The sequence below is a fragment of the Xanthomonas arboricola genome (assembly GCF_003353015.1).
In the GTDB taxonomy this organism is placed as follows: domain Bacteria; phylum Pseudomonadota; class Gammaproteobacteria; order Xanthomonadales; family Xanthomonadaceae; genus Xanthomonas; species Xanthomonas arboricola_E.
The window spans coordinates 111,941-126,403 of the sequence record NZ_QREM01000010.1 but is presented as its reverse complement, the minus strand read 5'-3'; the positions used below and the strand labels follow the sequence as shown (position 1 = coordinate 126,403).

Genomic DNA, 14,463 nt, shown 5'->3' with positions numbered 1-14,463 from the left:
GCTGATGAGCGCTGTTTGCTGCCTCTTTCACGGCGTGTGGCCTAGCGTGATGCATCCCTTCGATGGAGATGACGCCATGTCCAAGTACGCCCCGCACGTCTATTCGGAACAGGTGCAGATCGCCACGCTCGAGCACTGGGTATCGCTGCTCGGCGGCCAGGAGCGCGTGCGCGTCGAGCTCGACGATGGCAGCACGATCAGCGGCACCGTCGCGGTGCGCCCGAGTATCCAGACCTATCTGGACGACCAGCAGCGCGAAGGACTCAACGGCCAGCTGCGCATCGACCAGCTGGACGCCGCGCAGGAGCCGCACTGGATCTGGATGGACCGCATCGTGGCCGTGCATCCCTTGCCGCCGGGTGGCGATCCCCAGGCCGGCACCTGAGCCACGCATTGACGATGTGTTTACTTCTCGGGGGGGCGGTAACGGCATGATGGCCGATCGTCGCAACTGTTCAGGATCAATCGCGCAATGAATGCACCCGCGTTGAAGCTCGCCCGCTGGCCGCTGTCGTTACTGGCCGTCGCCGCCCTCGCCGCCTGCGGCGATACCGCCACGCTTGCCATCGAACAGGGGACCGGGCCGAACCCGCAGCTGCCCGATCCGGTCAAACGCCTGATCCCCACCGTCAAGGTGGCGCCGGTCAAGCGCTGGACCGAGAACGCCAAGCCGATCGCCGCAGACGACCTGCAGGTTGCCGCGTTCGCGCGCGATCTGGATCACCCGCGCTGGATCTATGTGCTGCCGAACGGCGACGTGCTGGTGGCCGAGACCGCCGAGCCGCCCAAGCCGGAAGAGGCCAAGGGCGGCGGCATTCGCAAGAAGGTGCAAGGCGCGATGATGAGCAAGGCCGGCGCGGTGGTGCCCAGCGCCAACCGCATCACCCTGCTGCGCGATGTCGATGGCGATGGCGTGGCCGAAGTGCGCACCCAGTTCATCAGCGGCCTGTTCTCGCCGTTCGGCATGGCCTTGGTCGGCGATCGTTTCTACGTGGCCAATGCCGATGCGCTGGTGAGCTTTCCGTACAAGCCCGGCGAGACGCATATCACCGCCAAGCCGACCTTCGTGGCCAATCTGCCCGGCGGGTTGAATCACCACTGGACCAAGTCGCTGCTGGCCAGCGCCGACGGCAGCAAGCTGTATGTCGGCGTCGGCTCCAACAGCAACGTGGCCGAAAACGGCATGGAGGCCGAACTCAACCGCGCCGCGATCCTGGAGATCGACCCGACAACCGGCAGCAGCCGCGTGTTCGCCAGCGGCCTGCGCAATCCGGTCGGTATCGCCTGGGAGCCGCAGAGCAAGTCGCTGTGGGTGGTGGTCAACGAGCGCGACGAGATCGGCAGCGATCTGGTACCCGATTACCTGACCTCGGTGCGCGACGGCGGCTTTTATGGCTGGCCGTACAGCTACTACGGCCAGCATGTGGACGAGCGGGTCAAGCCGCAGAATCCCGAGCTGGTGGCCAAGGCGCTCAAGCCCGACTACGCGCTGGGCCCGCATACCGCCTCGCTCGGCCTGAGCTTTGCCAGCGGAAGCCTGCTGCCGGAGCGCTTCCGGCAGGGCGCCTTCATCGGCCAGCATGGCTCGTGGAACCGCGATCCGCCCAGCGGCTACAAGGTGCTGTTCGTGCCGTTTGTCGACGGCAAGCCCAGCGGCACGCCGATCACCGTGCTGGACGGTTTTCTGGATGCCGAAGGCAATGCACAGGGGCGCCCGGTGGGCGTGAGCCCCGACAATACAGGCGCGCTGCTGGTGGCCGACGACGTCGGCAATGTGATCTGGCGGGGGACTCCCAAGACGCGCTGATCCAGGCGTTCAAGCATGAAAAAAACCGGGCCATGCCCGGTTTTTTTCATGTGCCGCCGGCAGCCGTGCGCGGTGTCGCGCCGCAGCGCTCAGCGCGGCGATTCCGGCGAGGCGCTGAAACGTCGCGCATAGCCACGTTCTTCGGTGATCCGGCTGATGTCGTCATCGGCCATCTCCGGCGCGCCATACACCGCATACGCCACGCTGCCGTCGTCGCGCTCGCCCACCTGGTGCAGGCGATAACGCGGCCGGCCGGCGCCGGTGTTCTCGGGATAATGCATCGGCGGCGGAGCGTCATCCAGATCCATTTCGCTGTTGTCGACCACTCCACCTACGAACAGGGCTCGCATCGCGTCTCTCCGGTATTGGTGTGATTCCAGCCTAGGTGGGCGGATGTTGCGTGCGCATCAATAGTCCGTATAGACATTGGAAGGGTTGCCGTCCGTAGGTCACGCAATTGAATGCCTGCCCCAACCAGCCCGGGGCGGGCGTCAACCAGCTCGGAGCGGGCGCCAGAGGCAGGCGGCAGGCAGGGCTCCCTTACAATGGCCGCCTGTTCCCGACCCGATGATCCGATGGCTGGCCCGCACGATGCTCCGCTTCAAGCCCTGTTCCTGCCCTTTGCCCAGGGCGTGCTGCCATGGCCCAGCGGCCCTGTGCTGTTCCTGCGCGCGCGCGACGGCTTTCCGCTGCGCGCGCATGCGGTGGCCGACGCACTGACCTGCGAGCAGAGCTTTCGCCCGTTCGCCGAGGCGCTGGAGCGCAATGGCTGGAGTGTGCGCGAAGAGGGCGCCATCGAAGCCGACAGCACCCGCTACGCCCTGGTGCTGGTGCTGCCGCCGCGGCAACGCGAGGAGGCGCGCGCGTTGTTTGCGCGTGCAGTGGCGCTGGCCGCGCCGGGCGGCCGGGTGGTGGCCTGCCAGTCCAACAACGAGGGCGCGCGCTCGGGCGAGGCCGACCTGCGTCAGCTCACCGGCCTGGCCGGCAGCCTGACCAAGCACCATTGCCGCACCTACTGGAGCCCGCCGCTGCCTGCCGACACCGATGCGGCGCTGCAGGCGCGCTGGGCCGCGCTGGATGCGCCGCGCCCGATCCTGGACGGGCGCTTCGTCAGCCGCCCCGGTGTGTTCGCCTGGGACCGCATCGATCCTGCCTCTGCGCTGCTGGTCGAACACCTGCCGGGCACGCTGGCCGGGCACGGTGCCGACCTGGGCGCGGGTTTTGGCTATCTGTCGGCCGAGGTGCTGGCGCGCTGCCCCAAGGTCACCGGGCTGGACCTGTACGAGGCCGAGGCGCGTGCACTCACCCTGGCGCAGCGGAATCTGCAGGGCAGTGGGCATCCGGCGCAGCTGCAGTACCACTGGCGCGACGTCACCGCCGGCCTGGTGGCGCAGTACGATTTCATCGTCAGCAACCCGCCGTTCCACACGCCTTCGCGCGCCGACCGTCCGGATATCGGTCAGCGCTTCATCGCCGTGGCCGCGCAGGCGCTGCGTCCGGGTGGGCAACTGCTGCTGGTGGCCAACCGGCACCTGCCCTACGAACACGTGCTCAACGAAAGCTTCGGGCAGGTACGCGTGGCCGCCGAACGCGACGGCTTCAAGCTGATTTCCGCCATCCGCGGCCGCGGAGCGCGCGCATGAAGCTGGTCAAGCACATCGCCAACCTCGGCTACGGCAGCCGCAAGCAGGTGACCCAGCTGTTTCGCCAGGGCGCGGTCACCGACGCCGCCGGCGAGGTGCTGTATGCCGACGACCAGGTGGAGCACGATGCGATCCGCATCGATGGCGAGCCGCTGGATCCGCCACCGGGTCTGAGCCTGTTGCTGCACAAGCCCGGCGGCTACACCTGCTCGACCAAGGACACCGGCCGGCTGATCTACGAACTGCTGCCGCCGCGCTTCCGCTCGCGCGCCCCGGTGCTGGCGCCGGTGGGGCGGCTGGATCGCGAGACCAGCGGCATGCTGCTGATGACCGACGACGGCGCGCTGCTGCATCGGATCATTTCGCCCAAGTCGGCGCTGGACAAGGTCTACGACGTCACCCTGGCCGAGGACCTGCGCGGCGACGAAGCGGCGCTGTTTGCCAGCGGCACGCTCCTGCTGGAAGGCGAAACCAAGCCGCTGCTGCCGGCCGAACTGGAGGTGCTCGGCCCACGCCAGGCACGCCTGACCTTGCACGAAGGCCGCTATCACCAGGTGCGGCGCATGTTCGCTGCCGCCGGCAATCACGTGGTGGCCTTGCACCGCAGCCGCATCGGTGGCTTGTCGCTGGATGGCCTGCCGTCCGGGCAATGGCGCACGCTGGCGGCAGAGGATCTTGCGGTGTTGTTCGGCCGCGACGCGCAGGCCTGAGCCTCGCCGCCGCTGGTTGCGCATGCGCAGATTCCGGCATCTGCAGCCTGCTGCAAGCCGCCTGCGCGGCACTCCCTAGACGTACTGCATCTTGCGCGACATGCCGCCGTCGACGATGAAGTCCTGCCCGGTCACGAAGCCGGACAGCTGCGGCGACAGCAGGTAGACCGCCAGTTGCGCGATGTCCTCCGGCGTGCCGACCCGCCCGGCCGGATGCTGGGCATGGTCGCGCCGCGACAGCTTCGGGGTGCGCCTGCGTGCCGGCGCGCGCCAGGCGTCGGTGCTGATCCAGCCCGGGCTGATGCTGTTGACGCGCACCTGCGGGCCTTCGCTCAGCGCCAAGGCGTGGGTGAAGGCCACCAGCCCGCCCTTGGCGGCGGCATAGGCTTCGCTATGCGGCTCCGATTGCCAGGCGCGGGTGGAGGCGATGTTGACGATCGCGCCGCCGCTCGGGGCCTGCGCCAAGGCGGGCAAGGCCTGCTTGCTGCACAGGAATGCGCCATGCAGGCTGGCCAGCCGGCGATTCCACTCCTGCCAGTCCAGTTGCGGCAAGGGCGCCACATGCGGATCGGCCACGCCGGCGTTGTTGACCAGGCCATCCAGGCGCCCGAAGCGTTTGAGCGCGGTGACGACCAGGCGTGCTGCCTGCGGTCCGCGTGCGGCATCGCAGCGCACGAAGGCACTGCGTCGCGGCAATGCCCACTCCTGCAGGCAGGCCTTGCCGGCATCGGCATCCAGGTCGCCGATCACCACGCTGCCGCCGGCGCCCAGCACCGCCTGTGCGATGCCACGGCCGATGCCTTGGGCACCACCGGTGATCACCACCACGCGGTCCTGCAACGGGGAGGGATTCCATGCGGAGACGGCGGGGGTCAGCGGCATCGGGCGCACCATGGCAGTGAGGTCGCGCGCACTGTAACGCGGGCGCCGTGGTGGCCGTAGCAACGCGATCGTCGCGTGCGGCGCAGGCACGCTGGTGCCTTTGGGTACCTTGCCGCGCCGTCATCGGGGTGCCGAGCGATGGCGCGCCGGCACGGCGCTACGTGTCTCCGACGCGGCCGTCCGGCACCGCTGGTGCCGCCGCACGCGCTGCGGCGGTCAGTGCTGCGATGCGCCCAACAACCGTTCCCAGCCGTCCTGGCCCAGGCGTTCCAGCGTCTGGATATTGCGTTCGACGATCACGTCCGGGTCCGGGAACGCGGCCACCGCGCGCTCCACGCTGTCTTCGCGCAGCAGGTGCAAGGTGGGGAAGGGCGAGCGGTTGGTGAAGTTGGCCACGTCATCCACCGCCGCGCCTGCGAACTGGTAGTCCGGATGGAAGCTGGCCACCTGCAGCACGCCGTCCAGGTCCAGCGCGTCCACCGCCGCGTCGGCGTTGTCGAGGAAGTCGTTGTAGTCCAGGAAATCGGTGAGCACGTCCGGATGCACGATCAAGGTGGTGTCGATCTGCTCGGCCGGCGTGTCGCGCAGCAGCACCAGCTCCTCGGCCAGTTGTTCGAGCAGCGCCTCGGGCGTGCTGGCATCGCTGAGCACCAGCCGCACCTGCTCCTTGACGTAGACCGCCTTGGCGAACGGACACAGGTTCAGGCCGATCACCGCGCGCTCGATCCACTGGCGGGTGGCGGTCAACGGATCAAGCGAGGCAGGCGTGGGCGTCATCGTGGCGGCGGCGTGATGGTGGGCCAGTGTATGCGATCGCTGCCGGCGCGGCCGCCGGTGCCGGTGCCGCTGTCGCGCCGCGCAGGCGCGACGGACACGGTGGGCAAGGTGCGGGAAAACCCGCAGCCGCCGCAGTCCCGGGCGTTATCGGCCTGCGCCACCGACGCCGACATGCGCGCGCACAAATGCAATCGATGCCTGCGCCACCTGATCGGCGTGCGGGGTCTTGTGCGGCGAGCCGATCGCATGCGCGCCGCTGTCGAAGGCCATCGCACAGGTGTGCGCCGGCGCGCTGCCGAGCGCGGCGAACATCGCCAGCATCGCCGGCACCGAGGCGGTTGCATCCTCGTCGCCGTTGGCCGCGCGGTAATAGCCCAGAAACACCGGGCAGCGCACGCGTGGCCACGGTGGATCGGCGGCAACCGCGTCGAACAGGCTGCGCAGCGCGCGGAAGCCGTCCGGGTGGATGGTGCTCGACCAGAACGCCCGGGATGCGGCGGTGCGCGGGCGCGGGTCGGTCAATGGGCCCTGCGCGGCGCAGACCTGATCCAGCAGCGCCGGGTCGGCCGGCCGGATACCCGGTGACCAGGCGATCACTGCGGCCACCGCGTCGGGCCGTTGCGCCGCCAGCCACAAGCCCAGCGTGGCGCCCATGGACGAGCCGACGATCGCCACGCGCGCGCCCATGCGCCGTGCCTGCGCCAGCGCATCCAGGGCCGAGGCCTGCAACAGCGCCGGCGTCAGCCCCTGCATCGCATCGGCGGCGCTGCGGCCATGCCCGGGCCAGCGGTGCACGTACAGGTTGGCGGCCAGCGCATCGGCGATCTGCTCGGGCAGCTCGCCGGCCTCACCCGGGCTGGCGGTGAAGCCGTGCAGGTACAGCAGCGCCAGCGGCGTGCGCGTCTGCGCGCCGGCATGCCAGTGGCGGCGTGCCGCGTTGCCGGGTTTGAGGTCAGCCGGTTGCATGGGGGGCATGCGCGGCGAGGATGGCCAGCAATTCGTGCGCGTTGATCGGCTTGGACAGATAGCCGGCCACGCCGGCAGCAGTGGCCTCGCGCATCGACTCGGTGCGGGTGTCGGCGGTCAGCACGATGATCGGCGGCAGCGCGGCGATCGCCGCGTGCGCCTCGCGCAGCGCGTCCCAGCCCGAGGTGCCGGGCATGTGCAGGTCGAGGAATACCAGGTCCGGCGCGGCCTCGCGGATGCGCTGCACCGCATTGCTGCCATCGCTGTGAAAGCTCACCCGATGCCCGGCGCGGGTGAGCAGGTTGCCGATCACCAGCCGGTTGGTGTCCATGTCCTCGAACACCAGGCAATGCAGCGGCGGCACCGTCTCGGCATGCCGTTGCAGGGCCTCGCGCAGCGCCGGCGGCCGGCAGCCCTGCGCCGCGGCGGCGGCCAGTTCGAAGGTCCAGCGAAACACGCTGCCGCCGCCGGGGTTGTCGCGCACGCTCAGGTTGCCACCCATCGCATCGGACACCGACAGCGCAATGAACAGGCCCAGGCCGACCCCGCCCTCGGTGCGGCTGAAGCCGGTGCTGAGCTGGGTGAAGGGGGTGAAGATGTAGGCCTTCTGGTCGTCGGCAATGCCGATGCCGGTGTCGGTCACGGTCACCGCGATCGCCCAGCGCTGCTGCACCTGCGTGGCGGCGATCAGCACGTCGACCGACCCACCGGCCGGGGTGAACTTGATCGCATTGACGACCAGGTTGGTGATGACCTGTTCGATGCGCCCCTCGTCGCCGATGAGGTGAGGCATCTGCGCCGCCTCGCTGCGCAGTTCCAGCGCCACGCCCTTGCTGGACGCAGCGCTCGTGCACACCGCTTTGACCGTGGTCAGCACGTCGAGCAGGCTCAGCGGCTTGCTGTGCAGCTGCAGCCGGCCACCGTCGATGCTGGCGACGTCGATCACTTCGTTCACGCGGTGGCGCAGCGCGATCGCATTGACCGTCATCGCCTGCATCAGTTCGCGTTGTTGCGCCGACAAGGTGTCGCCATCGATCAGCTGCGCGCAGTTGATGACCGCGTTCAACGGCGTGCGCAGTTCATGGTTCATGGTGCTGATGAAGCGGCTCTGCGCATCGCGCGAGGCCAGCGCCTGCAGGGCGATCTCCTGCATCGCGCTGACGATGCGCGCCACCAGCAGCGGCAACACCACGCTCAGCGCCACCGCATAGACGAAGTACGCAGGGCGCGAGAGCCAGTAGCCGGCCGGCGCGGTCAACAGCATCAGCACGAAGGTGCTGAGCAGCACCGGCAGCGTCGCCTTCTGCCCATAGCGTGCCACCGCGGCGATGGTGATGAAGGGCAGGAAGGCATTCAGCGACATCAGCAGGATGAAGGCCAGGCAGGTCTGGATGCCGATGAACAGCAGGTTCATCGCAAACCCGATCGCATCCAGCCACTCGCCCGGTGGAATGATCCTGCGCCGCACCAGCACCATCCAGACCACCGCCACCGCCCATAGCGTCGCCGCGGTGGGAAAGACCGCCTGCGCATCCCTGACCAGCACCGGCTGCGGCCCGTACAGCCAGCCGAAGCACCACAGCGCGACGATGGTCTGCACGAGCGCCCGGCCGACGCAGGCGCGGTATTCCAGGAACGATTCGAACAGCCGCACGAGCCGGTCGTTGCGCAGCTGCCGGGCGGCCAAAATCAGGCCGGGCGCTGCACGGGTGGATCCACTACGCATGGGGGCTGCTGTCGTCGTCGGGGAGGGCGCGCCGGTAATTCTTCACCAGCAGGCCGGCTGCAGTCGCAATGGCGGTATAGCGCTGCGCAAGCGCGCACCCGAGTTCGCCGCCGTCGACATCGGTGCGCAACTGGTCGCAGGCGTTGCGCAGTTCGGGAGAGCCGGTCAGCGAGACCGTGTTCTTGAGCGAATGGATCTGCTCCAGCGCCTGCGCCGGGGTGGTGCTGGCCTGGCCGAGCGAGCAACGGGCGATGGAATGCGCGATCTCGGCCGCGAAGGCATCGGCAAACGCCGCGGCCGCAACCGGGTCCAGCCCGGCCAGCGTATGCAGCGTCGAGCCGGTTTCGATGCGCGGCTGTGCGTGCGCCATGGCGCACGCCGCCGCGGCAGCGGGCGGCGCCCGGGGCGATGTGGCCGCGGGCGCGCGTTGCAACAACGTGGAAAACAGGCCGCGCATCGGCGCATCAGGCCCGTAACGCGCCGGGGCGACCGCGTCCGATGCCCGGGCGTCGCACGGCCGGCACGCCGCGCCGCGCGGTCCGCCTGCACAAGGCGGTACGCCAGGGCGCCGTGTCAGCCACCACGCAGGCTCAGTCGCGGAAGTTGTCGAACTGCAGCGGCAGCTCGAAATCGGCCTTCTTCAGCAGCGCCATCGCATCCTGCAGGTCGTCGCGCTTCTTGCCGCTCACGCGCAGCTTGTCGCCATTGATCTGCGCTTCGACCTTGAGCTTGGCCTCCTTGAGCTTGGCGACCAGTTGCTTGGCCTGCTTCTGCTCGATGCCCTGCTTGACGGTGACCTTCTGGCGCGCACCGGCCAGGTTGGTCTCCATGTCGCCGAACTCCAGGCAACGCACGTCGATGCCACGTGCCAGCAGGCGCGCGCGCAGGATGTCGGTCATCTGCTTGACCTGGAAATCGCTGGGCGCGGACTGGTTGATCGCCTTGCCGTCTTCCAGCTCGAACCTGGCCTCGACCCCCTTGAAGTCGAAGCGCGTATCCAGCTCGCGATTGGCCTGGTCCACCGCATTGGTCAGTTCGTGCTTGTCGACTTCGGACACCACGTCGAAGGAAGGCATGCAAAGCTCCTGCTCTCTATAAACAGCCGCCATTCTAGGGCATCGCGTCGGCGCCCCCGTCCACACGCGGTTGCCCGTCTGTGCGCAGGCGCAGCGATAATGGCCCATGCCCACTACCCGCTCTCCGCTTCCCGCCATCGCCTGGATGGTGGCCGCCGTGGCCTGTTTCTCGCTGATGGATGCGGGAATGAAGCTGCTGTCGGCGCATTACCCGCCGCTGCAGGTCACCTTGCTGCGTGGCGCCGCCTCGCTGCCGTTCGTGCTGGTGTGGGTGCTGGCCACCGCCGGCCCGCGCTCGATCGTGCCGGTACGCTGGGGCCTGCACCTGCTGCGCGGGGCGCTGGGCATGGTGATGATCGGCTGCTTCGTGTACGGCCTCAAGCGCATGCCGTTGTCCACCGCCTATACGCTGTATTTCGTCGCCCCGTTGCTGGTGGCGGCGCTGTCGGTGCCGCTGCTGGGCGAACGGGTCGGGCCACGGCGCTGGACGGCGATCGGGATCGGCCTGGTCGGGGTGGTCGTGGTGCTGCGCCCGGGCGTGGACGGGCTGATCTCGCTGCCGGGGCTGATGGTGCTGCTGGCGGCCACCGCCTACGCCATCGCGGCCATCACCGTGAGCCTGCTGACCCGCACCGACACCCCGCAGGCGATGGTGGTGTGGTTCCTGCTGTTCATGGCGATCGGCGCCGGTGTGCTGGCCGTTCCCGACTGGGTGCCGTTGCGGGGCGAGCACGCCTGGCTGATCGCCGGCATGGGCCTGGCCGGGGCGCTGGGGCAGATCGCGCTGACCCAGGCCTTCCTGCGCGGCGAGGCCTCGATGATCGCGCCGCTGGAATACACCGGCCTGGTCTGGGTGATCGGCTGGGACTGGCTGCTGTGGCAGACCCTGCCCGATGGCTGGACCTGGACCGGCGCCGGCATCATCGTCGCCAGCGGGCTGTATCTGCTGCGCCGGGAGCGGATTCGGAAGGCGGATCGGCCGGCGGCGTTGGATAGGCCGTGATTGGGGATTGGGGATTCGGGATTTGGGATTCGCAAAAGCCAGAGCACCTTGCCGTTGCTCTAACCAATCCCTAATCCCTAATCCCTAATCCCTANGTGATTGGGGATTGGGGATTCGGGATTTGGGATTCGCAAAAGCCAGAGCACCTTGCCGTTGCTCTAACCAATCCCTAATCCCTAATCCCTAATCCCTAATCCCCACCGTTAGAACCTAATGGAATGACGGCCGCAAACATTGACTGGTAGGCTTCACGACCCCCCAATCGGCCACGCGCGGTGATCCAGTTTCAGCGCCTGCACAAGTCTTATTCCGTTGACGGTCGCCAGATCGTGGCGCTGCATCCCCTCGACCTGCGGATCGGCCCCGGCGAGGTGTTCGGCATCATCGGCCACTCCGGTGCCGGCAAATCGACGCTGATCCGGCTGATCAACCGGCTGGAAGAACCCAGCGGCGGGCGGCTGCTGATCGGCGGGGAGGACGTCACCGCACTGGACAGCCAGGGCCTGCGCGCGCTGCGCCGGCGCATCGGCATGATCTTCCAGCACTTCAACCTGCTGTCCTCGCGCACCGTGGCCGGCAATGTGGCGTTTCCGCTGGAACTGGCCGGCACCCCGCGCGCCGAGATCGATGCGCGCGTGGCCGAGCTGCTGGCGCGGGTCGGGCTGGAGCAGCACGCCGGCAAATATCCGGCGCAGTTGTCCGGCGGGCAGAAGCAGCGCGTGGGCATTGCGCGCGCGCTGGCCACCCGGCCGCAGATCCTGCTGTGCGACGAGGCCACCAGCGCGCTGGACCCGCAGACCACCGCCTCGGTGCTGCAGCTGCTGGCACAGATCAACCGCGAGCTGGGCCTGACCATCGTGCTGATCACCCACGAGATGGACGTGATCCGCCGGGTCTGTGACCGCGTCGCGGTGCTCGATGCCGGCAAGCTGGTGGAAACCGGCCCGGTGACCGAGGTGTTCCTGCATCCGCAGCACCCCACCACCCGGCGCTTCGTGTCCGAGGCCGAACACGTGGACGAAGCCGAGCTGCATCGTGACTTCGCTGCGGTGGGCGGGCGCATCGTGCGGCTGACCTTCCTGGGCAACGGCACCTACGAACCGGTACTGGGCCGCATTGCCCGCGAGACCGGGGTGGACTACAACATCCTGTCCGGGCGCGTGGACCGCATCAAGGACACCCCGTACGGACAGCTCATCGTCGCCCTGACTGGCGGCGACCATAACGCGGCACGCGCCGGCTTCGTCGCCGCCGGCGTGCAGGTGGAGGATCTGCGCGCATGACCCTGTTGATTGCCACAACCAGTGGGTTTTTCCGCAATCTCGACGCCGCCAAGTGGGGCGACATCGGCCAGGCCACGCTCGATACCTTGCTGATGCTGGCCGGCGCGTTGCCGCTGACGCTGCTGATCGGCCTGCCGCTGGGCGTTGCGCTGTTCCTGTGCGGTGCCCCGCAGCTGCGCCGCCGCCCGGTGCTGTACGGCGCGCTCGCGGCAGTGATCAACCTGCTGCGCTCGGTGCCCTTCATCATCCTGATGATCGCGATGATTCCGCTCACGCTGATGCTGATGGGCACCTCGCTGGGCGTGCGCGGCGCGATCCTGCCGCTGGTGGTCGGCGCCGCACCGTTCTACGCGCGGCTGGTGGAAACCGCCTTGCGCGAAGTGGACCGCGGGATCATCGAGGCCAGCCAGGCGATGGGCGCCACCACCGGCCAGCTGGTGCTGCGCGTGCTGCTGCCCGAAGCCCGCCCCGGCCTGATCGCCGGTGCCACCGTGACCACCATCGCGCTGATCGGCTTCACCGCGATGGGTGGTGCGATCGGCTCCGGCGGGTTGGGCGATGTCGCGTATCGCGAGGGCTATCTGCGCTCGCATTCGGATGTCGCGCTGGTCACCGTGATCGCCCTGCTGGTACTGGTGCAGCTGCTGCAGATGCTGGGCGACTGGCTGGTGGCGCGCTACAGCCGGCGCTGAGCGCCGGTTGCAGCCGGCGTTTGGGTGGCATGCCGCCGAACCGGCTCCACTGCGGCACCGCCAGCAGCGCGGCCACGGGTCCTGCGCCGCGCCCGGCAGCGGGCATCGGCAGCAATCGGCCACGGCGATCGGCGACGGCGCGGCCAGCCGCATCGCCCACGCACCCGCGGTCTGCTAGGTTTAGCGCTTGCGGCAGTGCCGCATTCCTCCTCCCACGGACCCCCACATGAGCACATTCGCGTTTCGTTCCCTCCTGGCTGCGGCCACGCTGGCCCTGGCCTCCTGTGGCGGTAGCGGTGGCACTGGCGGCGGCGACACGCTGACGGTGGCCGCCACCGCGGTGCCGCACGCCGAGATCCTGGAGGTGGTCGAACCGCTGCTGGCCAAGCAGGGCGTCAAGCTGGACGTGCGCGTGTTCAACGACTACGTGCAGCCCAACGACCAGGTCGTGCAGAAGCAGATCGACGTCAACTACTTCCAGACCGAGCCGTACCTGGACGCCTACAACCGCGACCGCAAGAGCCAGCTGGTGACCGTGGTCGGCGTGCATATCGAACCGTTCGGCGCGTACTCGCGCCGGTTCAAGGCATTGGCCGCACTGCCCAACGGCGCCGATGTGGTGATTCCCAACGACCCGAGCAACAACAGCCGCGCGCTGATCCTGCTCGACAAGGCGGGCGTGATCAAACTCAAGGACCCGAGCAATGCCCTGTCCAGCCAGCGCGACATCGTCGAGAACCCCAAGCAGCTGAAGTTCCGCGAGCTTGACTCGGCGATGCTGCCGCGCGTGCTCGACCAGGTCGACCTGGCACTGATCAACACCAACTACGCGCTCGACGCTGGCCTCAATCCGACCCGCGACGCGCTGGCGATCGAGAGCAAGGACTCGCCGTACGTGAACTTCCTGGTCTCGCGCCCGGACAACAAGGACGATCCGCGCGTGCAGAAGCTCGCCAAGGCCTTGACCAGCCCGGAAGTGAAGGCCTTCATCGAGCAAAAGTACAAGGGCGCGGTGTTGCCGGCGTTCTGACAGCCGCGAACCAACCGGCTGCGCTCGCCGCCGGGCGGGCGGGTCGGTGCCCGGCACCGGCATGTAGCACGCGTAAGCTCCGGTTCCGGGCGCCTCGTTCGCACCCACCTGACTGCTCGCGAGGTTTTGTCAGCGGCGTTACGAGCAGTCCTCGGGCGGCGCTCGGCATCGACGCGGACCACGCGGACACGCCGGTTCCGAGCGCGCCCTCCACGCCCACCCGGCGACGGCGCGCGACGTTGTGCTGATCCTTCCTCGCCGCCACCGAGCATCCGATGCCACTTCTCCTCGCCATTCCGCTGGCCGTGATCATTGCCCTGGCGGTATTCGCAGTGCTGCTGCCGTTGTCGCTGGTGCAGCGCTTTCGTGTCGGTACCGCGCGGCGGCAGGCCCGCGGCTGGCTGTTGATGATCAATCTGGTCTCGGCCGGCCTGTCCACCGTGTTGTTCGTGATCTTCGTGCTGATCGCCGCCGCGTTCTGGCCGGGCGCGATCAGCCACGCCGCCTTCGGCTGGGCCTGCGGGCTGGCGCTGGGCCTGCTGGCACTGCGTCTGACCCGCTTCGAGCGCACCCCGCAGGGGCTGTTCTACCGACCCAACCTGTGGCTGGTGCTGGCCCTGGCCGCGCTGGTGGTGGTGCGCGTGATCGCGGGCATGGTACAGGGCTGGCGCAGCACCTGGCAGGGCGCGGTCTGGCCCACGCAAGGCTGGCTCAGTCACGCCAGCCTGTTGGGCGCGGCCGGCGTGTTGCTCGGCTACGCGCTGGCCTATGCCACCTTGCTGTGGTGGCGCTGGCGCAGTGCGCGCCTGCGCGGCAGCGTCTACTGGCGGTGAGCTGGCGTGCGTACGTAGCGAATGTCGATGTTTGA

16 protein-coding genes are annotated in these 14,463 nt (G+C 68.7%); 9 read left to right on the top strand and 7 right to left on the bottom strand.

The features are described from left to right. The first annotated feature begins 76 nt into the window (after positions 1 to 76). Entirely contained in the window at positions 77 to 385 is a 309-nt protein-coding gene (locus tag C0541_RS17960; RefSeq protein ID WP_115050664.1) for a DUF3247 family protein, read from the top strand. An 87-nt stretch (positions 386 to 472) separates the two neighbouring features. Continuing rightward, the gene (locus C0541_RS17955; protein WP_115050662.1) at positions 473 to 1,807 is read left to right on the top strand and encodes a PQQ-dependent sugar dehydrogenase; all 1,335 of its coding nucleotides are present in this window, start codon (positions 473 to 475) and stop codon (positions 1,805 to 1,807) included. Positions 1,808 to 1,896: 89 nt separating this feature from the next. Here the strand turns inward: C0541_RS17955 and C0541_RS17950 are convergent, their stop codons facing one another. Beyond that, entirely contained in the window at positions 1,897 to 2,157 is a 261-nt protein-coding gene (locus tag C0541_RS17950; RefSeq protein ID WP_115050660.1) for a hypothetical protein, read from the bottom strand. Between the two features lie 225 nt (positions 2,158 to 2,382). On the opposite strand from C0541_RS17950, the gene C0541_RS17945 reads away from it, so the two are divergent. Together C0541_RS17945 and C0541_RS17940 are read left to right on the top strand one after the other, a co-directional pair. Further along, positions 2,383 to 3,450 (top strand): class I SAM-dependent methyltransferase, encoded by a 1,068-nt coding sequence (locus C0541_RS17945; protein ID WP_115050658.1) that lies wholly within the window; start codon positions 2,383 to 2,385, stop codon positions 3,448 to 3,450. After that, the gene (locus C0541_RS17940) at positions 3,447 to 4,160 is read left to right on the top strand and encodes a pseudouridine synthase (protein ID WP_115050656.1); all 714 of its coding nucleotides are present in this window, start codon (positions 3,447 to 3,449) and stop codon (positions 4,158 to 4,160) included. The genes C0541_RS17945 and C0541_RS17940 overlap by 4 nt, the downstream gene beginning before the upstream one ends. 75 nt (positions 4,161 to 4,235) lie before the next feature. Here the strand turns inward: C0541_RS17940 and C0541_RS17935 are convergent, their stop codons facing one another. From C0541_RS17935 to C0541_RS17910, 6 genes are all read right to left on the bottom strand, one after another. Next, the gene (locus C0541_RS17935; RefSeq protein ID WP_115051142.1) at positions 4,236 to 5,042 is read right to left on the bottom strand and encodes an SDR family oxidoreductase; all 807 of its coding nucleotides are present in this window, start codon (positions 5,040 to 5,042) and stop codon (positions 4,236 to 4,238) included. Positions 5,043 to 5,258: 216 nt separating this feature from the next. Next, on the bottom strand, positions 5,259 to 5,819 hold the full coding sequence (locus tag C0541_RS17930; protein ID WP_115050654.1) for a DUF1415 domain-containing protein: 561 nt from the start codon (positions 5,817 to 5,819) through the stop codon (positions 5,259 to 5,261). Between the two features lie 144 nt (positions 5,820 to 5,963). Beyond that, positions 5,964 to 6,785: an alpha/beta hydrolase gene (locus C0541_RS17925; RefSeq protein ID WP_115050652.1), complete on the bottom strand. Its 822-nt coding sequence runs from the start codon at positions 6,783 to 6,785 to the stop codon at positions 5,964 to 5,966. Beyond that, a complete protein-coding gene (locus tag C0541_RS17920; protein ID WP_115050650.1) occupies positions 6,772 to 8,511 on the bottom strand; it encodes an ATP-binding response regulator in 1,740 nt (579 codons plus the stop codon). The genes C0541_RS17925 and C0541_RS17920 overlap by 14 nt, the downstream gene beginning before the upstream one ends. After that, positions 8,504 to 8,968: a hypothetical protein gene (locus C0541_RS17915; RefSeq protein ID WP_115050648.1), complete on the bottom strand. Its 465-nt coding sequence runs from the start codon at positions 8,966 to 8,968 to the stop codon at positions 8,504 to 8,506. The genes C0541_RS17920 and C0541_RS17915 overlap by 8 nt, the downstream gene beginning before the upstream one ends. A 133-nt stretch (positions 8,969 to 9,101) precedes the next feature. Next, positions 9,102 to 9,587, bottom strand: coding sequence for a YajQ family cyclic di-GMP-binding protein (locus tag C0541_RS17910; RefSeq protein WP_016903460.1), 486 nt, complete (start codon positions 9,585 to 9,587; stop codon positions 9,102 to 9,104). A gap of 106 nt (positions 9,588 to 9,693) precedes the next feature. Here C0541_RS17910 and C0541_RS17905 point away from each other — a divergent pair, with 106 nt between their 5' ends. The 5 genes from C0541_RS17905 (at position 9,694) to C0541_RS17885 (ending at position 14,428) form a co-directional block, all read left to right on the top strand. Next, positions 9,694 to 10,590: a DMT family transporter gene (locus C0541_RS17905; RefSeq protein WP_115050646.1), complete on the top strand. Its 897-nt coding sequence runs from the start codon at positions 9,694 to 9,696 to the stop codon at positions 10,588 to 10,590. Between the two features lie 275 nt (positions 10,591 to 10,865). Then, a complete protein-coding gene (locus tag C0541_RS17900) occupies positions 10,866 to 11,873 on the top strand; it encodes a methionine ABC transporter ATP-binding protein (protein ID WP_115050644.1) in 1,008 nt (335 codons plus the stop codon). Then, positions 11,870 to 12,565 carry a methionine ABC transporter permease gene (locus tag C0541_RS17895; RefSeq protein ID WP_115050642.1) on the top strand — a complete coding sequence of 232 codons (696 nt, stop codon included), beginning with the start codon at positions 11,870 to 11,872 and terminating at the stop codon, positions 12,563 to 12,565. The genes C0541_RS17900 and C0541_RS17895 overlap by 4 nt, the downstream gene beginning before the upstream one ends. A gap of 226 nt (positions 12,566 to 12,791) precedes the next feature. Beyond that, a complete protein-coding gene (locus C0541_RS17890; protein ID WP_115050640.1) occupies positions 12,792 to 13,595 on the top strand; it encodes a MetQ/NlpA family ABC transporter substrate-binding protein in 804 nt (267 codons plus the stop codon). 275 nt (positions 13,596 to 13,870) lie between these two features. Further along, positions 13,871 to 14,428: a DUF1453 domain-containing protein gene (locus tag C0541_RS17885; RefSeq protein ID WP_115050638.1), complete on the top strand. Its 558-nt coding sequence runs from the start codon at positions 13,871 to 13,873 to the stop codon at positions 14,426 to 14,428. Positions 14,429 to 14,463 lie beyond the last annotated feature (35 nt).